The organism is Roseibium denhamense (assembly GCF_009711415.1).
Classification (GTDB): domain Bacteria; phylum Pseudomonadota; class Alphaproteobacteria; order Rhizobiales; family Stappiaceae; genus Roseibium; species Roseibium denhamense.
On the sequence record NZ_SMLZ01000103.1, the window covers coordinates 22,614 to 42,097 of the forward strand.

The following is a 19,484-nucleotide window of genomic DNA, read 5'->3' on the forward strand; positions in this document are numbered from 1 at the left end:
GTTACTCGGCGACAATGTCAATGTTGAGCAAATCGGGAAGGGTTTGCGGAGCTGCAAGGCTTCCCAATATCTGCGCCAGGGGAACTGGATTCTCCGGCGACAACGTCACAGTGAATGTGCCGGGGTTGTCCAGGAAGGTCTTCAATGCCGTTTCGAGCATATCCGCAAAGTCTGGATTGTTCAGCATTTCAGTCGCTTTCAGGGCCTCATCGACAGCAACCGCCTTGATGACATCCTCGGACACACCCGCGTCTTTTGCGGCAAACTGCAGCGCTTTTCCGGTAAGACCATCATCAATGAACTCGATCCGTGCGTCCACAAACTGCGCCAGGATCGCAGCCATCTGGCCCTGGCCTTGCGGGTCTTCAAAAAGCTCCTTGGGCACATTCGCAAACCGGATGGACGCTTCCGCAGCGCCAAGGTCCTTGATCGTGACCATCAAACGGTCAAGCCGCAGGTCTTTGGTCGCTTCATCCCAGTAGAGCTGCGTTTCGTCCGACCAGACAATTTCATCAATGCCGAGATCGGTCAGGAAAGCCTGTGCTTCCGCATCATCCAGAGCGCTGACCGGAACCGTGATGTCCTCGTTTTTGGCATAGATGCTTGTGGGGATCGGTGGGACGGTGGTCGAAATGCGGAATTCCGACTTGCCGATTTGCGTCCGTCCGGTCTCTGGCAGGGAAAGGTCGAGCCCCTCAAGCTCATAGCCGAAGGATCTTGGCAGGAATGCCCGGGCAACTTCGATAGGGTTCTGCTCACCGTAATTGGGATCGGCCATCAAGGTGCTGATCATGGAGCGCATCGGTTCATATTCTGCGAATTCGATGTCACCAATTGCTGCCCAATCAAGTTTTACCGAAGCGTCATCGGGCAAATCCGGGGCATTCAGGCCGACGACCATCAATTCGCCGATGCCACCCGCATCAAGGCCGGTTGCGGCAATTTCCTCAATATCAATCTTGATCGTGGCCCCGGATTGCAGGTCATCCAGGTTCGGAAACTCGATGCCGATACCGCTGGCCCGGGCATCGGCGACACCAAAGGAGCGGTAGACCTGAAAGATATCTGAAATCAGGTCTTCCGGTGCGGGCGTTTGGTCGGAGAGGATTTGGTCAAAAAGCGCAAGAACGGAGTTGTCCTTTTTGGTGACGGTTACGTCCTCCAGGCTGCTGTTGCCGACGGAAATCGTGAAGGCAACGCCCGGTGCTATTTCCTGGGTGCTCTCATATGGTCCTGTCGTGCCCGAGCCGATGAGTGTGCGCGGCTGATCGGTCTCTGGAACGTCCGGGTCAATCAGATCTAGAATGGCGGCGGCATCAATATCCTCGTAAACGGATCGCGCCTGCTTGGTCGATTGGGAGAGCATGCTGTCGGAGGCGGCGTCACGCGTCAAAAAAGACTGCGTGATTTCATCAATTTCATAAGATCCAATCTTGCCGTCTTTGGCACCGGAAATGCGGTACCCGTTCATCTGCAAAGTGCCGGACATGACAAGCAGCTCTTGTCCATCCTCCACCTCATAGGCTTCAAAAGTGGCGCCAGTCGAGGGGACAGTGGCGTCATCATAGGACGCCAGCAGGAGCGACCGCAGGAAGGGCAGCCAGCGGCTGACTTGACGCTCCGCATCCTCTTCAGGCAATTCGGGAATTGTAAAAGTGTAATTGCTGATCTCGGCCCCGGCGAGGCGCGTGTCCAGCTTCAGGTGGCCTTCGCCCTCCGCGGAGATTGAAATGTCAAACTGCGTGTCATCAGAGTAGATCCAGCGATCCGATGAAAACACATCATCTTCCGCGGCAAAGCCTTCAATCGTTTGGGTGCCGGCGGAAAAGGTCAAGCTGTAGCTGATGTCCGTGACCTCGGAGGGATCTGCTGAATCGGTTCCCGAGCCACCGGACACATCAGCGCCCTCCAAGGAGACGCCTTCAATTTCGCCCTCCAGTTCCATGACCATGTCCGAAACGGTCAGGGTGCCGGCATTGTAATCCACGGTGCCGTTCGAGATCTTGATGCCAAGAGCCTCAAGACGCTCCACATAAGCGGAAAACGCATCTGCGCCAGTGCTTTGAGCAAACGCTGCAGTCGAGACCGCAAGGAACGCGGCGCTCAGTGTCAGAACACCAGCGCGGCTGCGCATCACCGTGCGCCGGGAAGGGGAGTAGGAAAACAATATCTTGGCTCCAAATCAAAGACCTTGAAAAGCTGTCAGACGACAGCTTCGCTGATATGGGGACGATGTTTGTCCATTCCATGACTATGGCGCAAACTGAAAGCCAGATCGACTCTTGATAGGCAGAACATCCGAAGTGGTTAAGGTGTATGGCCCCGCCTGAGACGCAAGAGGGCCTTAAACGGTCTTCCATTCTTCCCGGACAAGAGGGTCTGTTTCGGATTTGAGAGCTGCCTGCCGCCGCATTTCCATATCCGCCTGATCTGCCAGTTGGCCAAAGGCCCAAACCGCAGAAGACCGCACTGTCGGGTCTGGGTCTTGTAGCAGAGGCTCCACCTGCTCCAGGAGCGAGGGATCTTTCGAGTTTCCAGCCGCAATCAGAACGTTTCTGATAAAGCGGTTCCGTCCGATCCTTTTGATTGGCGATCCTGAGAAGAACTTGCGGAATTCCTGATCCGCCAGGGTGAGTAGCTGCGTTAGACGGGGAGATTTCAGGTCATCGCGGGCAACGAGCTTTGCTTCATGCGCCGCACTGGCAAATTTGTTCCAGGGGCAGGCGGCCAAGCAGTCATCACACCCATAGATCCGGTTGCCCATCGCAGTCCGGAATTCGGCCGGGATCGGGCCGGGATGTTCGATCGTCAGGTAGGAAATGCAGCGGCGGGCGTCCAGCTGGTAGGGCGCGGGAAAGGCATCGGTCGGGCAGCTGTCCAGGCACGCCCGGCAGGAGCCGCAGTGATCCCGTTCCGCCCCGCTTTCCGGCAAGTTAAGGCTGGTGAATATCGAGCCGAGAAAGAACCAGGAGCCAAGGTTGCGGGAAACCAGATTGGTGTGTTTGCCTTGCCAGCCAAGGCCGGCAGCCTCCGCTATTGGCTTTTCCATGACCGGAGCGGTGTCGACGAAGACTTTCACATCACCGCCCGCACGCGACACCAGAAATGCAGCAATTTCCTTGAGCCGCCCCTTGATCACGTCGTGGTAGTCGCGGTTCCGCGCATAAACGGAGATCCCTGCCGATGACTTGTCGTCCAGATGCCGCAGCGGATGATCCTCCGGCGCATCCCCCGGGCCGTAATTCATGGCCAGCATGATTACGGTTTGCACGTCCGGCCACAGGTTTTGGGGGGAGGACCGGCGCTCGGCGGTGTCCGCCATCCACGCCATGGTGCCGTGGTAGCCGAGGTCCACAAAGTGATGAAGCCGCTCGCCCGCATCCGGAATGCTGTCGGCTCGGGCGAATTTGATGTCATCAAATCCGAGGGATCGTGCCTTGTCCCGCAAGGCCGTGATCAGTTTTGCGGTCTTCGTATCCAAAACAATCGCATTCGCAACTCAAAAGTCGAGGTCTGCGTAAGCTGGCGCAGGTGGCATGCCAAGGACCTTTTCTGCCAGAAGCGGGCGCATGCTCGGGCGCGATTTTACCCTTGCATACCAGTTTTTGACATCCTCTTCCTGGGACCAGACAACCTCGCCGAGATAATCGGCACAGGACAGTTCACCGGCCAGGGCAAAATCCGCAAAAGACAAACGGTCGCCGCCAAGCCAACGGCGGGACGCCACGAGATAACCGAAGTACTTCAGGTGATGGTGGATGTTGGCGCGTGCGACCCTGAGAGCCGCGGAATCCGGTTCCCCGCCGCCACTCGATTTCGGCATGATCTGCTTGTAGATACGCTCGCGGACCAGATGCCCCACAACTTCCTGATCGAATTTCGAAAGGCACCAGTCAACAAGGCGCCGCGTTTCTGCGCGGGCTTCGGGATGATCAGGCATCAAACGCCTGTCGGCCACGGCATATCCGCGCGTTTCGTCTAGATACTCCATGATCGGACCCGCCCCGCAGATGGCCGGTCCTTCATTTTCCACCATGACAGGAACACTCCCGGCAGCGTTCAGTACCAGCAGTTCCTGCGGACGCTCCCAAGGGTTGACGTGACGCTCTTCGAACGTGGCGCCATATTCGCTCAAAATGAGCCGCACGAACCGGGACGACGGTGAGAACGGATGATGATAAAGCGTCAGCATGTAGGGGTTTAGAGCCTGAACTGTGGCAAGACTAAGCCGGATCAATGTGTCGTTAATCCGGAAGTGTGACTCACATATGGTTATCAAGGATTTGACGGCGGAGCCGTGCTCCGGCAAATAAGCGGCGGCCTTGGACCGAGACACTTACCGGTCGAAACCGGATTTCAGCAAGTCATTTGGAGACGTGATACACAATGGATGGCCAAACGATTGTAAATGCTCTGATTTTGGGGGTTGTTGAAGGCCTGACGGAGTTCATTCCCGTCTCCTCGACCGGGCATATCCTATTGCTGGGCCATTTTCTAGGGTTCGACAGCACCGGTAAAACCTTTGAAGTCCTCATTCAGCTCGGGGCGATTTTGGCTATTTTGTCTGTGTATTCGGCCCGCCTTTGGGCACTGGCCACGTCTTTGCCCAGCGATCCGGCAAGCCGCCGATTCGTCTTCGGTATTTTGATTGCGTTCCTGCCTGCGGCGGTTATTGGGGTCATGGCGCATGGTTTCATCAAGGAGGTCTTGTTTGAAACACCGGCGCTGATTTGTACGACCCTTCTGGTCGGCGGCATTATCCTGCTTTGGATCGACCGTCTGCCTTTGACGCCGAAATACACAAACGTCATGGACTACCCCGTGTCTCTGTGCCTCAAGATCGGTTTCTGCCAGTGTCTGGCCATGGTGCCTGGCGTGTCACGCTCGGGCGCAACCATTGCAGGGTCCCTGCTGATGGGAACAGACAAGCGCTCTGCGGCGGAATTCTCATTCTTCCTGGCCATGCCCACGATGGCCGGTGCATTTGCCTACGATCTTTTCAAGAACCGCAACGTGCTGTCCACGGATGACATCATGATCATCTCCATTGGATTTGTTGCGTCTTTTGTGGCGGCAATTTTTGTCGTGAAAGGGCTGCTCAATTTCGTTTCCCGGCATGGGTTTGCCCCATTCGCCTGGTGGCGGATCTTCGTAGGGTTGGCGGGCTTCGCCGGTCTATACTTTTTCGGCTGATTGTTTCGGCATCGCTGCTGCCTTTGCAGGGGCTTCCCGGTAAAGGGTTGAGAGGGCGTCCAATTCCTCTGCCAAGTCCTGGCGCAGGTCCATGGGTTCCAGCAGTTCGGCGCCCGGTCCGAGCCAGCGGACAAGCGGCAAAATCCGGCCTCGGTCCGTGGACGGGATACTAATCAGGATCTTGTCTTCACCGGCCGGTGTAAACACCGCATGGCGGTAGTACCAGTCGGCACTCAGCTTGCGGGCCTGTGCCGGCGTGATCAGGATCTTCGCAATCGCCTCCTCCTGTTCCCAGCGGCGCATCGCGTCGGAGAGCCAGGCGCCACCCAGCAGCGTCTGGACGGAAAACATCTTGTCGGGCCGGAAAAACAGTCCGCTGATCTCCAGTTGCCGGACGCGGTCGGCGCGGTAGACTTTCAAAACACCCGTATCCACGCAGCGTCCGGCGAGATACCACAGATCCCGGTCAAACATGATCCCATAGGGTTCCACATCATGGGCCTTTACCGTCTTGCGTGCGGGGTTGACGTGATCAAACCGCACACGTTTGCTCTCCAGGATACCGCACATGAAACCGTCAAGCGCAAGCTGCCAGGCGTCGCTGGGGTCGGCCTTGGTGCCGGAATGAAAGATGTCCGCGGGCAGTGGCTCAATGCCGACAATACGGTCTGCCTGTTTCAAGAGGCCATGAACGGCTTTTGGAAGAGAGGCCAGGAGTTTCTTTTCAGCTGACGCCAGATCATCTGCGAGCGGCACGGTGCGGCTGCTGCGGCTGAGCGCCATGGCTGACAAAAGGGCGGCGGTCTCGTTCCGGGTGAGCGCGACGGGCGGTTGAAGATAGCCGCTTGCAAGCCGGTATCCGCCTTCCGCCCCGCGCTCTGCGTCCACCGGGACGCCAAGCGCAATCAATCGGTCAATATCCCGGTAGATGGTCCGCAAGGACACCTGAAAGCGCTCGGCCAGATAGGTGGCCGGGACAAGCTTGCCGCCCGTCATCAGCAGCAAAATGCCGAGCGCGCGTTCGATCGGGTTCATGAGAATCGCTCTTTCAGGTTGATGCAAAAAAAATCTACTCCGGGAACATAACAAGATCAAACCTGACTCACAGCTGTCAGGTATGGGCTGTCATGGTCTCCTTGTTCCCGGCAAACGGGACATGTCCCCGATGGAGAAGAGAGATGAGCCTTGAGATCACAACCGTATTCCGCAGCCGCGCTCACAACCGCAGCCTACTCCTGTCTGCCCTTCATTCTCTGGCAGACCGATTTCGCCGCCATATGCAGCGCAGGGCAACTTTTAAGGCTCTGGATGGCCTGAATGAGCATGAGCTGGAGGACATCGGCCTTATGCGAACCGGGTCTGGTTATCGCGAGCTGCGCCACGACCGATTTGGCGCGGCCTACTGGAAAAATTAAGAGACTTGCGGCTGGGGCCTTGGGCCTCAGCTGCCCGGTTTGCGCGTCAGCGCCTTGAGCTCGGGCGTGTTCCAGGCAAGGAACATCACGATGAGACCGATGATTGCGGCCGCGATGACCCCAAAGAATGGAAGATCCAGATTGATGCCAATAAGTTCGCCGCCAAGCAAGGAGATGATCCCGGCAACCAGTGTGAAAACGGCGATCGTCACACCCATCACCCATCCTTGTTCTTCGTCGCCCACCGCACCGGAATAGAGCCCGAGAAAGGTCGGGTAGGCGATCCCAAAGACGAAATAGAAACAGAAGATCGGAATGAATGTCAGGGCTGCAACGGGCAGGGCGACAAACACCGCCGATGATATCGCCCACACCGTAAACGTCGTGCCCAGGATGGCTTCCTTGCTGAGACGTTTTTGCACCGGAACGACGAGAAAGGTGCTGGAGAAAGCAAGCGCGAACCCAATGGTCAGCATCACCATGCTTCCCCCCAGGGTTCCGTACCCGAAACGGCTGGTGAGATAATTGTCGACAAAAATGTAAAACGACAGGTTCGAGATATGGAAGAACAGGAAGACGACGGTCAGGCGCATGACAATCGGATAGCGTTTGATCCTCCACAGAAGTTCGAAGATCTCAGCCGGCCGGAAACGGAACGCTTCGGCTTCCTTGGCGGTGTCTTTCTGATCCTTAAAGAAGACCATCACGAAAACGATTGCGATTGCGACGAGCACGAAACAGGCAAAGAACGGCAGTTTTATGCTGGCGAGGCTGCCAAGCAGGATCGGATCCGATAAAAACCCGCCGATGACCGGACCACCGACAAGGCCGAAGCTGACCCCGGTGATGATGTAGCCCATGTTGCGGTTGCGGTCCTCGTCATCAACGCTGCCGTCAATCATGGCTGCCTGGGCAATCGGCTGGTTTCCGGCAGTCAGGCCCGTGATTGCCCGTCCCAGAATGAGCAAGATAAAACTGTTCATGTAAAGCGCGGCAATCGTGAGGCCGTAGCCTCCGAGCGCCCCGAAAAGGCAGATCAGAATCGCGTTTTTCCGGCCGATCACATCGGAGAGTTTCGAGATGTAGGGCGCGCCCAAAAACCAGCTGAGAAAGAAAACACCGATGATCAGGCCATAGTTGAAATGGCGCATCGCAACGGATGTGTCCTGCGGCAGAATGGATGTGCCCGGCTCCATGATCAGGCTGTTCAGGATCGGAAAGACCAGTCCTTGTCCCAAAAGGTCGACGAATACGACGAACAATAGCGTGATCTTGGCAAGTCGTGTCATGAGCCCCCCGCAGTCGGCCTACGGTAGGTGAAGCAGACGCAGTCAGCAATCACATGCGCACTAAAAAGGCGGGGCCAGCCCGCCTTCTCATTTGTTTAGCGCCTCCAGACCGATCAGGCAGGCCGGTGGGCGTCGTACTGGCCGTGTTCGCGGAACCGGTCCAGGTAGGTCGGAAGAATGGCGGCAAGGGTTGCAGGCTCTATGCCCATGCCTTCCAGCGTTCTGTTATCCGCTTTGGCGTCCTGCAAAACCACGTTGTCCGTTTTCAGCAGTTCGACCTGATCAGCAGTGAGGGGCGCGCCCGGAAAAAGCTGGAAGACTTTGCCCATGGCGGATGCGATCGGGAACGGGATCGTGAGCAGCGCCCGCTTGCGGCGGGTGACTTCCAGCATGTCCTCCATACAGTCCTTGAAGGTCTTGATTTCTGGCCCGCCCAGTTCGTAGACCGCGCCGGGTGTCAGGTCCCCGTCAACCGACCGTGCAACCGCCTCGGCCACATCGCACACATAAACCGGCTGGAATTTCGTCATGCCGCCGCCGATCAGCGGCAGGGCCGGTGCGAAGCGGGCCATGTCAGCAAACTGGTTGAAAAAGTTGTCTTCCGGGCCGAAAACGATGGAGGGACGCAGCACCACACTGTCGGGCAGGGTTTCAAACACACCGGCTTCGCCTGCGGCCTTGGTGCGGGCATAGGCTGAGCGGCTTTCGGCATCCGCGCCAATCGCCGAGATATGCGTCATGGCATTCAGGCCTGCGCCCCGTGCAGCTTCCGCAATCGCACGTGGACCAAAGGCCTGAACGGCATCGAAGGTTTGTTTTCCGGTTGGCGCCAGAATACCGATGGCATTGACGACGGCGTCGGCCCCATCCACGGCCCGTTCCACCGACCAGCGGTACCGTAGGTTTGCCTGGATCGGCATGATCTGGCCCGGCGCTCCCAAAGGCTGAAGGTGAGCGGCAAGATCGGGCCGCCGGACGGCCGCACGTACCCGGTATCCCCGCTTGGCCAGCGCCTGAACGATATGCCGTCCCAAAAAACCGGAACCGCCGAAAACCGTTACGAGTTTTCCATTGAGTGGTGTGGACATCCTGTAATGCCTTCTGTCGCGTCGTAAAGGAGCACTGACCTTATATATAGGCCGGGCTGTAGCCAGTCTCTAGCCTGAAGCCTCGGGCGTGTGAAGGGCTCGTGAAGAAAGATCAAAAAAACCGGCCAGCATGATTGACAAGGTCAGGCCCGCCGCTTAAAAGCCGCCCTCACAGCCCAGGTGGCGGAACTGGTAGACGCGCTAGCTTCAGGTGCTAGTGCCCTTACGGGCGTGGAGGTTCGAGTCCTCTCCTGGGCACCAAATTTACGTTTCAGATTATCCAGTTCGATCCGAAACAAACGAAAAAAGCTCCGGTTCTCCGGGGCTTTTTTCGTTTTGCAGCGGTTTTCGCGCGGCGAGATGATACCGGCCTCACATAGGCTTTCGTTTGGGCACCAAAAGGTGCAAACATGCGGCTCTGACTGATGCCCGATCCCAACCAGCCGTGGTCACATGCTTCCTCAATCTGCCCCGCAAATTGTCTCGTTCTCGGATATCACCAAAACCTTTGAAAACGGCACGGTGGCGCTTCAAGACTTGTCCCTTGAGATCCGGCAGGGCGAGTTCGTCTCATTGCTGGGGCCGTCAGGCTGCGGAAAGTCCACGGCGCTTCGGCTTCTGGCCGGTCTGAGTGAACCCAATTCCGGACGTCTCAACTGGGCAGACGACACCATGTCCGTGCCGGACCACGATCTGAGCTTTGTTTTTCAAGAGCCGACCTTGATGCCTTGGGCAACCGTCTTTGAGAATGTGAGGCTGCCGCTCAAGGTGCGCGGCATCGGCAAGGTGGAAGCCCGCGGCCGGGTTATGTCCGCTCTGGAGCTTGTCGGGTTGGAGCGGTTCGAAAAGAGCTATCCGAGAGAGTTGTCCGGCGGCATGAAGATGCGCGTGTCCATTGCGCGTGCGCTTGTCACGGAGCCGAAGGTTTTGCTCATGGACGAGCCGTTTGCCGCCCTCGATGAAATCACCCGTTTCAAGTTGAATAACGAGCTTTTGGAATTCTGGTCAAAGTTCGGGTTGACGGTGGTGTTTGTGACCCACTCTGTCTTTGAGTCTGTCTATTTATCCAGCCGGATCCTTATCATGACGAGCGGACCGGGCCGGATCGTTGCGGATCTGCCGATGACCGCGCCTTATCCAAGGGACGATGATTTCCGCACGTCGGCGGAATATGCCGATACGTGCCGCCGCGTGTCACATGCTCTCAAGGACGCAATGGCTGCATGACCCCGGTAGCCTGCCTGACTCCCATAGCCGGTTGACCCCAGTGGCCGCCAGCCCGGTCTTGGGTCAGGACGGTTTGGCAATGGGAGCGCTGACGGCTTTTTGCTGTTCCAACTGATGGGCGACCCTGAGTGCCAGGTCCTCCCGCCAGGCCGGTGCGATGATCTGGACGCCGATGGGCAGCGTTGCCCCGTCCAGCCAGACGGGCACGGAGACGGCTGGCAAGCCAATGAAGGAAATGGGCTGGGTAAACAGTCCGATATTCGGCCGTGCCAGCATGGTTTCCCCATCGACCGTGATCGTCTTTGTCCCCGTTTCCAGGGCCGGAAACGGCGTGGCGGGCGCCAGGATGATGTCGATATGCTCAAAAATCCCCTGCATCAATTTGCGGAACCAACTGCGGAAGCGCTGGGCCTGTTGAACCCAAACCGATGGCACCATGGTGCCGGCCAAAAACCGGTCCCGCGTTTCTGAATCAAAGTCGCCGGGCTGGGTCCTGATGCGGGTATAGTGGAGGTTCGACCCTTCCGAGGCCGTAATGACATAGGCGGCGGCCCGCGCCCGTGCGGCTTCGGGAATATCGATCTCAACCGTGTTGCCAAGGGCCCGCGCCACCTTGTCGACAGCGTTGAGGGCAGCAGGTTCTGCTTTTTGCCGGAAGTAACCGGAGGCGACCGCGATACGCAATCCGTCACTGCCTTTGGCAAGTAGGTCCGTTGTCTCTAGAGGGGCGCGGTCTGCCTGGGCAGGGTCGAGCGGATCCGGCCCCTGCAGAATATCAAAGATCATGGCCAGATCATCCGCGGAACGCGCCAGCGGGCCGACATGATCCAGGCTGCCGACAAACGGATAGGCACCATGGCGTGACAAACGCCCATAGGTCGGTTTCAATCCGAACAATCCGCAAAAGGACGCCGGGACCCGGATAGAGCCGTTGGTGTCCGAGCCCAATGCCAGAGGAACCATGCCGGATGCACAGGCCGCAGCCGACCCGGAAGACGATCCGCCAGTCATGCGGCCAAGGTCATGAGGGTTCTTGCAGATGCCATCATGGGCGCTTTCGCCGGTAAAATCATAGGCGTATTCGCCCATGTGAACACAGCCCATCAAAGTGGCACCAGCAGCCGACAGTTTCCGCACAAGCGTTGCATCGGCACGGGCGACCCGGTTGGAGCGGTTGATTTTGGAACCGGCGCGTGTCGTGACGCCCTCAACGTCAAACAGGTTTTTGACGGCAAAGGGAAGGCCCGCAAGCGGCAGCTGCGCACCCTTGTCCAGCGCCTTGTCGGTTGCCGCTGCCTGCCGCGTTGCCCGGTCCGCAAGCACGTCGGTAAAGGCGTTCACCCGGGGGTTGAGGTTTTCGATCCTCTGCAGGGAGGCCTGTGCGACTTCAAGCGCGCTGATGGAGCCGGAGCTGACGGCATCGATAATTTCGCGGCTGTTTCCAGTCAGAAGGCTTTCGGCGGAACTCATGCGGTAAAGACCGGCGCAGCTTCAATATCGTCCTCAAGCGGGAACGCCATCACGGTCTCGGCTGCGGCCTGAATGGCCGTCATATGCTGAATGACCACCGGCCGCCAGGCCTCTTCGATTTCAAGGCCCATAAGTGTTTCCATCTGTTCGACATGGACCTTGGCATCGAATGCTTCACTCATTTCGCCCACCCGTTTCGCTGCATTGGTGCTGTCATAATTGCAGAGCGGTGCGGCTCGCGGCAAGTCCCCCGGTGTTTTCAGCAGGTGTCAAGAACACCGGGCGGTCGCCCGCTTCCGGTAACGCCCGCTGATCTAAGCAATTCTCCGTGCTTGACCTTCCCGTGACTGGAAGCTTTACCAGGGGCAACAGGATCGTTTTTCAAAAGGTAAATCCGCATGACTGATGCACAAGCTGCAATCGATGGAACGATTGCTGACGAAAAGGCCATCGACCCGGTATGCGGAATGTCCGTGACGCTCGGAAAGGAAAAGCCCTCCCTGACCTACAAGGGGACAGATTATCATTTTTGCAATCCGAAGTGTCATGACCGCTTTGATGCGGACCCCTATTTTTACGTGTCCGGCAATTCAAGGCGCAAGAAGGAAGAGGATGCGCAAAAGCCCCAGGCGGGAGCGCAGTTCACGTGCCCGATGGACCCGGAAGTCATTCAGGACGGACCAGGGACGTGCCCCATTTGCGGGATGGCGCTTGAGCCGATGGGCGGTCTTTCCGATGAGCCAAACCATGAGCTGATCGACTTTACAAAGCGGCTTTGGGTTAGCTGTCTTGCGGCTGTCCCGCTCCTGATCCTGACCATGGGGCCGATGATCGGTCTTCCGATCCGGTCCTGGATCGGCGAGGGCACTGCGATCTTGATCGAGGCCGTATTGGCAACACCCGTCGTGCTTTGGGCGGCCTTGCCGTTTTTCCAGCGTGGCTGGACGTCACTCAAGACGCGCCACTTCAACATGTGGACGCTGATCATGATTGGGGTCGGGGCAGCTTATCTCTATTCGATGGTGGCAACCTTCCTGCCCGGCGTGTTCCCGAACAGCTTCAAAATGGCGGGCGGTCATATGCCGGTCTATTTCGAGGCGGCCGTTGTGATCGTGGCCCTTGTGTTTGTCGGGCAGGTTCTGGAACTGAGGGCGCGGGAGCAAACCGGCGATGCAATCCGTGCGTTGATGGACCTGGCGCCCAAGACCGCACGCCGCGTCACGCCCGATGGCGACGAATATGACGCACCGCTGGAAAACATCATGTCCGGCGATGTTGTCAGGGTCCGGCCTGGTGAGGCCGTTCCTGTCGACGGCATCATGACCGAGGGCGGCTCGTCAATTGACGAGAGCCTGGTGACGGGTGAACCGCTGCCGGTTCAAAAGACCGCTGGTGATCACGTGACCGGTGCCACCTTGAACAAGTCCGGCACATTCTTGATGCGGGCGGAAAAGGTCGGGGCCGACACGATGCTTGCCAAAATCATCGACATGGTTTCTGCGGCACAAAGATCCCGCGCACCAATCCAGGGTCTTGCGGACCGTGTTGCGGGCTACTTCGTACCAGCCGTTCTGGCCGTGGCGGTTCTGGCCTTTGCGGTTTGGTGGTTGGTGGGGCCATCACCGTCCTTCGTCCATGCAATTGTCGCAGCCGTCTCTGTGCTGATCATCGCCTGCCCCTGTGCGCTTGGGCTTGCAACACCGATGTCTATCATGACCGCAACTGGCCGGGGTGCGCGGGCAGGCGTGCTTGTAAAAGACGCCGAAAGCTTGGAGCGGCTGGCGTCGGTGGACACGATTGTGGTCGACAAGACAGGAACACTGACCGAGGGCCGGCCTGTCGTTACTGATGTCGTGCCGGCCGGAGAGCCGTCCGGCGACCGAATTCTCTCCGTGGCGGCCAGCCTTGAAAAAGGGTCCGAGCATCCGCTTGCAGAGGCCATCTTGCGCGCTGCGGAAGAGCGGAATTTGCAGGTAGCATCGGCCGGGGACTTTGCCGCTGTGACGGGCAAGGGCGTTCGGGCAATTGTTGAAGGTCATGATTTTGCCCTTGGAAACGCGACATTTGCAGAGGATCTTGGCGCTGATCTAACGGCTGCCCGGGACCGGGCGGAAGAGCTGGCCGAACTCGGCAAGACGGTCATGTTCCTGGTGAAAGCACAGCCGGGGTCCGCCGACCTGCTCGGGCTTGTCGCGGTTGCCGACCCGATCAAGCCAAATGCAAGAGCGGCCATCGATGGTCTTCACGCAGAGGGCGTTGCGATCATCATGGCGACCGGGGATGCCGAGCGAACCGCACAGGCGGTCGCCAATGCTCTGGGTATCGACGACGTGAAGGCGGGGGTCTTGCCGGAGGGCAAACAGCATTTGATCGAGACCTTGAAAGCGGCCGGCCGCAAGGTCGGGATGGCAGGCGACGGGATCAATGACGCGCCTGCGCTGGTGGCCGCAGATGTCGGACTGGCCATGGGGACGGGGGCGGATGTGGCTGTAGAAAGCGCCGGCCTGACCTTGTTGAAGGGAGATCTTGAAGGGATTTTGCGGGCGCGCAGACTGGCCCGCGCGACCGTTGGAAACATCAAGCAGAACCTCTTCTTCGCGTTTCTTTACAATTCGGCCGGTGTCCCGATTGCAGCTGGCGTTCTTTATCCCGTGTTCGGGCTCATGCTCTCCCCGATGCTCGCCGCCGCGGCGATGAGCCTGTCGTCGGTTTCGGTCATCAGTAATGCCTTGCGGCTCCGCAATGTGAAACTGTGAGGATGGGGTCATGAATATCGGCAAGGCTTCAAAAAACTGCGGGCTCCCGAGCAAAACCATCCGGTATTATGAGGAAATCGGTCTTGTGCAGCCCCTGCGTGGGGCCAACGGATACCGGGACTACAGCGAGACGGATGTTCACCAGCTGAAATTTCTTCAGCGTGCGCGCAGGCTCGGGTTCTCGATCGAGGAATGCCGTGACCTTTTATCCTTGTACCAGGACACTGGCCGGGCCAGCGCGGATGTAAAGGCGCTGACAGAGGCAAAGCTGAGCGAGGTCGATAAAAAGATCGCCGAGCTGCAGGCGCTGAAAACAACGCTGTCGCGCCTTGCCGAGGCGTGCCAGGGCAATGAGCGGCCGGACTGCCCGATCATCGATGATCTTGCCGGTGGACCGCGCTAAACTGGCAATCCATCCAGGATCCGGTAACTTTATGTGCGCAGCAGGCAGCTCTGGAATGGCCGCGCCGCTTGCGTCGGCTGCCTGCATGTTCTACCTGACGGTCAAACAGTCTGGTTTTTTGCGGAATGCCCCTACATATGGATCGGATTGCCGCCATTGGAGATGAACGACACATGACCATCCGATACCACAAGGGCGATCTTCCAGATCTGAGCGCTTATGAAAATGCAAAGGCCGTCGCGGTAGACTCAGAGACCCTTGGCCTCAATCCGCATCGGGACAGGTTGTGTGTGGTTCAGCTGTCGCCCGGAGACGGATCAGCGGATGTGGTCCAGATCGCGCGGGGCCAGACGGCAGCGCCCAATCTTCAAACGCTGCTGACAGATGCTTCCAAACCGAAGATTTTTCACTTCGCACGGTTTGATGTTGCTGTGCTGCGGCACTATCTCGGGATTAAGGTTGACCCTGTCTGGTGCACCAAAATTGCTTCGAAACTGGTGCGCACCTACACGGACCGTCACGGGCTGAAAGACATTACCCGCGAGCTCCTGGGCGTTGAATTGTCGAAGCAGCAGCAGAGCTCGGACTGGGCTGCCGACACGCTTTCCGATGCGCAGCTCTCCTATGCGGCATCGGACGTGTTGCACCTTCATGCCTTGAAAGAGAGGCTGGAGGCTATGCTTGATCGCGAAGAGCGGGCCGGAATTGCCAAGGCCTGTTTTGAGTTTCTACCGGTTCGCGCCGAACTGGATCTTGCGGGCTGGGAAGAGACCGACATATTTGCACATTCATGAGGCTGACGGCGATGCGGCCAAGCCCGCGCCAGACCCAAGCCTGATCGGAGATCCACGTTGAGCATATCGAGTGCGGAACAAGCCGGCATGGCCACGGGCTACGCTGAGACCCGGGCGCAGAAATCGGCCCGGCGTCACAGCCTTCTCGTGAAAGTGCTCCGCTGGATGCTGCCGGGTCTCGGTTTGTTGATCCTGGCCGGAATGACCGGCCTTGTGGTCCTGTTTAACGTTTTGAGCGGTTTTGGAGCGTCCAATGTGATCCTGACCAGCGAGGGTCTGGTGATGGATCACCCGGAATTGTCCGGACATGACGGTGACCGGTCTTACAAAGTAACCGCGCGCCGTGCCATACAGCGCCTCAGTGACCCGCGTATCATAGATCTCGACACGATCCGCGCCGAAATCGTGCTCAGTGCGGACCAGAGTGCGGACATTATTGCCCTTAAGGGCACTTACAACAATGCAGCCGAGCGGCTGCGGCTATTTGACGGTATTCAGCTTGAGTGGAGCGAAGGCTACACCATTGATCTTGCCGAAGTGTCGATTGATCTGCGCAACGGTGCCCTGTCTACGGATGAACCAATTTCAATCCGTTCGGATCAAGGCCATGTTGTTGCCGGGAAACTCTCCTACGATCAAGACAAAGGCTTGGTCCGGTTCACGGACGGAATTAAGATGACGCTGAACCCGGCGGCAGAAGGGCAATAGACAATGGCTTCGCATATTTTCAAAAACGTCATGGCTGCGGCTGCAGTCATGTTCGGCCTCGCGACTGCTGCTCACGGGCAGACATTCTCCGATGCCTTTGCAGGCTTCGGCGCCAATGACGGGGCGCCGATCGAAATCGAGGCCAGCGAACTGCGCGTGGAAGACCAGAACAGTACCGCGACGTTTGTCGGCGATGTCCTGGTAACCCAGGGCGACACCAGCCTGAAAACGCAGCGGCTGAAAGTCTTCTACGCCGGATCTGGCACAGATGATGGCGGTCAGGCGGTGCAGCAGAAGATTTCGCGGCTAGAGGCGGCCGGCGGGGTTTACATTTCGTCCAAGGATCAGACAGCAACCGGTAATGCCGCCAGTTTTGACATGACCCGTGAAATCATGATCATGACCGGCCAGGAAGTCGTGCTCAGCCAGGGGCCGAACGTCGTTGTCGGAAACCGGCTTACCGTCAATTTGAAAACGGGCAAGGCCGATCTGCAGGCGGCGCCGTCAAATGGCGGAACCGGCCGTGTCAAAGTGCGCATCCAACCCAACAGCGTGCAAAACTGACAATGGCTCCATAGGTCTGACTCGACAGCGCTGCGGTCAGACCTTATGTGAGGCGCTCAAGATCACGGCATGGATGGCACATTTGTGAAGAGCTTTTCTTCTGACCTAGATGGACTCCCGGGCGCGGATCCGGCGCGGGATATGGCCCGGACGGATCTTTCGCGGGCCTTGGTCGTTGAGGGGATCGGAAAGACCTATGGGCGCCGCCAAGTCGTCAAATATGTAAGCCTTTCAGTCAAACCGGGCGAGGCCGTTGGTCTTCTTGGCCCCAATGGCGCGGGCAAAACGACAACCTTCTACATGATCACCGGGTTGATCCGTCCCGATCAGGGCCAGATCTCGCTTGAGGGATTTGATATTACCAAAATGCCGATGTACCGGCGGGCTCGTCTGGGGATCGGATATCTGCCTCAGGAAGCATCGATCTTTCGCGGGTTGACCGTCGAAGAGAACATCCGGGCGGTTTTGGAAGTCATTGAACCCAACAGGAAGAAACGGCGGGAGGAACTGGATTCGCTGCTGGCTGAGTTCGGTCTGACGCATCTTCGCAAATCGCCGAGCATCGCCTTGTCCGGGGGTGAACGCCGCCGTGTAGAGATTGCGCGCGCCCTGGCAAGCCGACCTTCCTTCATGCTGCTGGACGAGCCCTTCGCGGGCATTGACCCGATTGCCGTAGGAGACATCCAGCAGCTTGTCCGCCATCTCACTCAGCGCGGCATCGGCGTCTTGATTACGGACCACAATGTGCGCGAGACGCTGGGCCTTATTGATCGCGCCTATATTATTGCGGCCGGTGAGGTGCTGACCGAGGGACTGCCTCAGGACATTGTCACCAATCCGGACGTCCGCAGGCTTTATCTGGGCGAACAATTTACGCTTTGATGACATAGCTCAGGCTACGGTGTAAGCTCACTTGCAATGAACAAGCAAGAAGCAGACCAAAAGACCTAAAAGGCGCCTGGGACTCAATGGCAATTTCGACCAAGCTAGAGATGCGGCAAAGCCAGTCGCTGGTTATGACGCCGCAATTGATGCAGGCGATCAAGCTGCTGCAAATGTCGAATCTGGACCTCGTTGCCTATGTTGAAGCCGAACTTGAGCGGAATCCGCTGCTCGAAAAGGGTGAGACCGACTCAGCTCCCGATGGCGGAGAAGATACATCCGGACAGGATCAGGGGTCGGGCGATTCCAACGGCCAGACGGATCCGAATGACTGGATGCAGAGCGATCTCGAAACGGGGTCAGAAGCCATTGCCTCACGGATGGATACCGATCTGAGCAATGTGTTTCCGGATGAACCGGGTGTCCCGGCATCACCGGACCCGGCTTTGCTGAAGGCGGGGGACAGCTACAAGAACGCGACATCGGGTGCAGCCTCCGAGGACTATAATCTGGAGGCGTTTGTCGCCGAAGAAACCTCCCTTGGCGCCTCGCTGGAAGAGCAGATGCATCTTGCCTTGTCGGACGAAGCCGACAAGCTCATTGCCGGTCATCTAATCAACTCGCTCGATGAAAACGGCTACCTGTTCACCGACCTTCAGGAAGCCGCCGATATGCTCGGGGTTGATCTGGAAAGGGTCGAAAGCGTCTTGTCCGTGGTGCAGACTTTTGAGCCCGCAGGTGTTTTTGCGCGCAATCTTGCAGAGTGCCTCAAGCTTCAGCTGGTGGACAAAAACCGTTTTGATCCGGCCATGGAAGCGCTGATCGAAAACATCGAACTGCTTGCCAAACGGGACTTGCAGGCCCTTCGAAAGATATGCGGGGTCGATGACGAGGATCTGATGGACATGGTGGCCGAGATTCGGGCGCTGGATCCGAAACCCGGCAGCGTGTTCGGGGCCTCGCTCGTGCAACCCGTTGTTCCGGATGTGTTTGTGCGTCCGGCAAATGACGGCACCTGGGCGGTCGAACTGAACTCCGACAACCTGCCCAAAGTCCTTGTCAACCAGACCTATTATGCCCGGGTGATCAAGACGGCCCGCAATGCAACCGAAAAGGAATACCTGATCGATTCGCTGCAAACGGCAAACTGGCTGGCGAAAAGCCTTGATCAGCGGGCCCGCACGATTCTGAAGGTATCTTCGGAGATCGTCCGGCAGCAGGATGGCTTTCTGACCTACGGCATATCGCATCTGCGTCCGCTCAATCTGAAAACGGTGGCTGACGCAATCAGCATGCATGAATCAACCGTCAGCCGCGTGACGTCGAACAAATTCATGGCGACACCGCGTGGAATTTATGAACTGAAGTATTTCTTTTCCTCAGCCATATCCGCCACCGTTGGTGGTGATGCGCACTCGGCAGAATCGGTCCGCCACCGGATCAAGCAGATGATTGATGCCGAGGATCCGAAGGCAATTCTGTCCGACGATACCATTGTCAAGATTCTGAAGGATGACGGCGTCGATATCGCCCGGCGCACCGTCGCAAAATATCGTGAAGCCATGAAAATCGGGTCGTCCGTCCAACGGCGGCGGGAAAAAAATTCACGTGTTTAGCCGAATTCCGGCCTGTTCCGGATGATTAATCCTTCAGTCTTCCGTAAGTGGAGAAAAATTTCTGCTGAAGCAATTCCGG

18 protein-coding genes and 1 tRNA gene are annotated in these 19,484 nt (G+C 57.8%); 11 read left to right on the forward strand and 8 right to left on the reverse strand.

Features of this window, described 5'->3' with window-relative positions; genetic code table 11:
• Position 1 precedes the first annotated feature (1 nt).
• From E1180_RS08370 to E1180_RS08380, 3 genes are all read right to left on the reverse strand, one after another.
• Complete coding sequence (locus E1180_RS08370) at positions 2–2,134, reverse strand: hypothetical protein (protein WP_155190728.1); 2,133 nt, start codon at positions 2,132–2,134, stop codon at positions 2–4.
• Between the two features lie 210 nt (positions 2,135–2,344).
• A complete protein-coding gene (gene queG / locus E1180_RS08375) occupies positions 2,345–3,481 on the reverse strand; it encodes a tRNA epoxyqueuosine(34) reductase QueG (protein ID WP_155190729.1) in 1,137 nt (378 codons plus the stop codon).
• Positions 3,482–3,499: 18 nt separating this feature from the next.
• Positions 3,500–4,192 (reverse strand): glutathione S-transferase family protein, encoded by a 693-nt coding sequence (locus E1180_RS08380; protein WP_155190794.1) that lies wholly within the window; start codon positions 4,190–4,192, stop codon positions 3,500–3,502.
• 194 nt (positions 4,193–4,386) lie between these two features.
• Between E1180_RS08380 and E1180_RS08385 the strand changes: the two genes are divergently transcribed.
• The gene (locus E1180_RS08385) at positions 4,387–5,193 is read left to right on the forward strand and encodes an undecaprenyl-diphosphate phosphatase (RefSeq protein ID WP_155190730.1); all 807 of its coding nucleotides are present in this window, start codon (positions 4,387–4,389) and stop codon (positions 5,191–5,193) included.
• On the opposite strand, the gene E1180_RS08390 is transcribed toward E1180_RS08385, so the two are convergent.
• Positions 5,176–6,228, reverse strand: a complete 1,053-nt coding sequence (locus tag E1180_RS08390) for a helix-turn-helix transcriptional regulator (RefSeq protein ID WP_155190731.1) — start codon at positions 6,226–6,228, stop codon at positions 5,176–5,178. The genes E1180_RS08385 and E1180_RS08390 overlap by 18 nt on opposite strands.
• Before the next feature lie 143 nt (positions 6,229–6,371).
• Between E1180_RS08390 and E1180_RS08395 the strand changes: the two genes are divergently transcribed.
• Positions 6,372–6,608, forward strand: a complete 237-nt coding sequence (locus E1180_RS08395; RefSeq protein ID WP_155190732.1) for a DUF1127 domain-containing protein — start codon at positions 6,372–6,374, stop codon at positions 6,606–6,608.
• 26 nt (positions 6,609–6,634) lie between these two features.
• On the opposite strand, the gene E1180_RS08400 is transcribed toward E1180_RS08395, so the two are convergent.
• Both E1180_RS08400 and E1180_RS08405 read right to left on the reverse strand, forming a co-directional pair.
• On the reverse strand, positions 6,635–7,897 hold the full coding sequence (locus E1180_RS08400; protein WP_155190733.1) for an MFS transporter: 1,263 nt from the start codon (positions 7,895–7,897) through the stop codon (positions 6,635–6,637).
• A gap of 113 nt (positions 7,898–8,010) precedes the next feature.
• Positions 8,011–8,985: a complex I NDUFA9 subunit family protein gene (locus E1180_RS08405; protein WP_155190734.1), complete on the reverse strand. Its 975-nt coding sequence runs from the start codon at positions 8,983–8,985 to the stop codon at positions 8,011–8,013.
• Positions 8,986–9,159: 174 nt separating this feature from the next.
• Between E1180_RS08405 and E1180_RS08410 the strand changes: the two genes are divergently transcribed.
• Both E1180_RS08410 and E1180_RS08415 read left to right on the forward strand, forming a co-directional pair.
• Positions 9,160–9,246 (forward strand) — tRNA-Leu (locus E1180_RS08410).
• 192 nt (positions 9,247–9,438) lie between these two features.
• Positions 9,439–10,212: an ABC transporter ATP-binding protein gene (locus E1180_RS08415; RefSeq protein WP_155190735.1), complete on the forward strand. Its 774-nt coding sequence runs from the start codon at positions 9,439–9,441 to the stop codon at positions 10,210–10,212.
• 63 nt (positions 10,213–10,275) lie between these two features.
• Here the strand turns inward: E1180_RS08415 and E1180_RS08420 are convergent, their stop codons facing one another.
• Both E1180_RS08420 and E1180_RS08425 read right to left on the reverse strand, forming a co-directional pair.
• The gene (locus tag E1180_RS08420; RefSeq protein WP_155190736.1) at positions 10,276–11,682 is read right to left on the reverse strand and encodes an AtzE family amidohydrolase; all 1,407 of its coding nucleotides are present in this window, start codon (positions 11,680–11,682) and stop codon (positions 10,276–10,278) included.
• Complete coding sequence (locus tag E1180_RS08425; RefSeq protein ID WP_155190737.1) at positions 11,679–11,864, reverse strand: DUF4089 domain-containing protein; 186 nt, start codon at positions 11,862–11,864, stop codon at positions 11,679–11,681. Before E1180_RS08425 ends, E1180_RS08420 begins: the two co-directional genes overlap by 4 nt.
• Positions 11,865–12,080: 216 nt before the next feature.
• On the opposite strand from E1180_RS08425, the gene E1180_RS08430 reads away from it, so the two are divergent.
• The 7 genes from E1180_RS08430 to rpoN all read left to right on the forward strand — a co-directional run bounded on the left by E1180_RS08430 (position 12,081) and on the right by rpoN (position 19,405).
• Positions 12,081–14,438 (forward strand): heavy metal translocating P-type ATPase, encoded by a 2,358-nt coding sequence (locus tag E1180_RS08430; RefSeq protein ID WP_155190738.1) that lies wholly within the window; start codon positions 12,081–12,083, stop codon positions 14,436–14,438.
• Positions 14,439–14,448: 10 nt separating this feature from the next.
• Entirely contained in the window at positions 14,449–14,841 is a 393-nt protein-coding gene (gene cueR / locus E1180_RS08435) for a Cu(I)-responsive transcriptional regulator (protein WP_155190739.1), read from the forward strand.
• A gap of 173 nt (positions 14,842–15,014) precedes the next feature.
• A complete protein-coding gene (locus tag E1180_RS08440; protein WP_155190740.1) occupies positions 15,015–15,635 on the forward strand; it encodes a ribonuclease D in 621 nt (206 codons plus the stop codon).
• Positions 15,636–15,692: 57 nt separating this feature from the next.
• On the forward strand, positions 15,693–16,343 hold the full coding sequence (gene lptC / locus E1180_RS08445; RefSeq protein WP_208997018.1) for an LPS export ABC transporter periplasmic protein LptC: 651 nt from the start codon (positions 15,693–15,695) through the stop codon (positions 16,341–16,343).
• A gap of 3 nt (positions 16,344–16,346) precedes the next feature.
• On the forward strand, positions 16,347–16,907 hold the full coding sequence (locus E1180_RS08450; RefSeq protein WP_155190741.1) for an LptA/OstA family protein: 561 nt from the start codon (positions 16,347–16,349) through the stop codon (positions 16,905–16,907).
• A 141-nt stretch (positions 16,908–17,048) separates the two neighbouring features.
• Positions 17,049–17,789 carry an LPS export ABC transporter ATP-binding protein gene (gene lptB / locus E1180_RS08455; protein WP_244314011.1) on the forward strand — a complete coding sequence of 247 codons (741 nt, stop codon included), beginning with the start codon at positions 17,049–17,051 and terminating at the stop codon, positions 17,787–17,789.
• An 86-nt stretch (positions 17,790–17,875) separates the two neighbouring features.
• Positions 17,876–19,405, forward strand: a complete 1,530-nt coding sequence (rpoN, locus tag E1180_RS08460; RefSeq protein WP_155190743.1) for an RNA polymerase factor sigma-54 — start codon at positions 17,876–17,878, stop codon at positions 19,403–19,405.
• Positions 19,406–19,484: the final 79 nt, after the last annotated feature.

What these genes read in the sequence shown, in the direction of transcription:
- E1180_RS08450 (WP_155190741.1), top strand. Translation starts at nt 16,347, where the DNA reads ATGGCTTCGCATATTTTCAAAAACGTCATGGCTGCGGCTGCAGTCATG.
- E1180_RS08440 (WP_155190740.1), top strand. Translation starts at nt 15,015, where the DNA reads ATGACCATCCGATACCACAAGGGCGATCTTCCAGATCTGAGCGCTTAT.
- E1180_RS08370 (WP_155190728.1), bottom strand. Translation starts at nt 2,134, where the DNA reads ATGCGCAGCCGCGCTGGTGTTCTGACACTGAGCGCCGCGTTCCTTGCG.
- E1180_RS08380 (WP_155190794.1), bottom strand. Translation starts at nt 4,192, where the DNA reads ATGCTGACGCTTTATCATCATCCGTTCTCACCGTCGTCCCGGTTCGTG.
- E1180_RS08390 (WP_155190731.1), bottom strand. Translation starts at nt 6,228, where the DNA reads ATGAACCCGATCGAACGCGCGCTCGGCATTTTGCTGCTGATGACGGGC.
- E1180_RS08415 (WP_155190735.1), top strand. Translation starts at nt 9,439, where the DNA reads ATGCTTCCTCAATCTGCCCCGCAAATTGTCTCGTTCTCGGATATCACC.
- cueR (WP_155190739.1), top strand. Translation starts at nt 14,449, where the DNA reads ATGAATATCGGCAAGGCTTCAAAAAACTGCGGGCTCCCGAGCAAAACC.
- E1180_RS08395 (WP_155190732.1), top strand. Translation starts at nt 6,372, where the DNA reads ATGAGCCTTGAGATCACAACCGTATTCCGCAGCCGCGCTCACAACCGC.
- E1180_RS08385 (WP_155190730.1), top strand. Translation starts at nt 4,387, where the DNA reads ATGGATGGCCAAACGATTGTAAATGCTCTGATTTTGGGGGTTGTTGAA.
- E1180_RS08430 (WP_155190738.1), top strand. Translation starts at nt 12,081, where the DNA reads ATGACTGATGCACAAGCTGCAATCGATGGAACGATTGCTGACGAAAAG.
- E1180_RS08420 (WP_155190736.1), bottom strand. Translation starts at nt 11,682, where the DNA reads ATGAGTTCCGCCGAAAGCCTTCTGACTGGAAACAGCCGCGAAATTATC.
- E1180_RS08400 (WP_155190733.1), bottom strand. Translation starts at nt 7,897, where the DNA reads ATGACACGACTTGCCAAGATCACGCTATTGTTCGTCGTATTCGTCGAC.
- E1180_RS08405 (WP_155190734.1), bottom strand. Translation starts at nt 8,985, where the DNA reads ATGTCCACACCACTCAATGGAAAACTCGTAACGGTTTTCGGCGGTTCC.
- E1180_RS08425 (WP_155190737.1), bottom strand. Translation starts at nt 11,864, where the DNA reads ATGAGTGAAGCATTCGATGCCAAGGTCCATGTCGAACAGATGGAAACA.
- rpoN (WP_155190743.1), top strand. Translation starts at nt 17,876, where the DNA reads ATGGCAATTTCGACCAAGCTAGAGATGCGGCAAAGCCAGTCGCTGGTT.
- lptB (WP_244314011.1), top strand. Translation starts at nt 17,049, where the DNA reads ATGGCCCGGACGGATCTTTCGCGGGCCTTGGTCGTTGAGGGGATCGGA.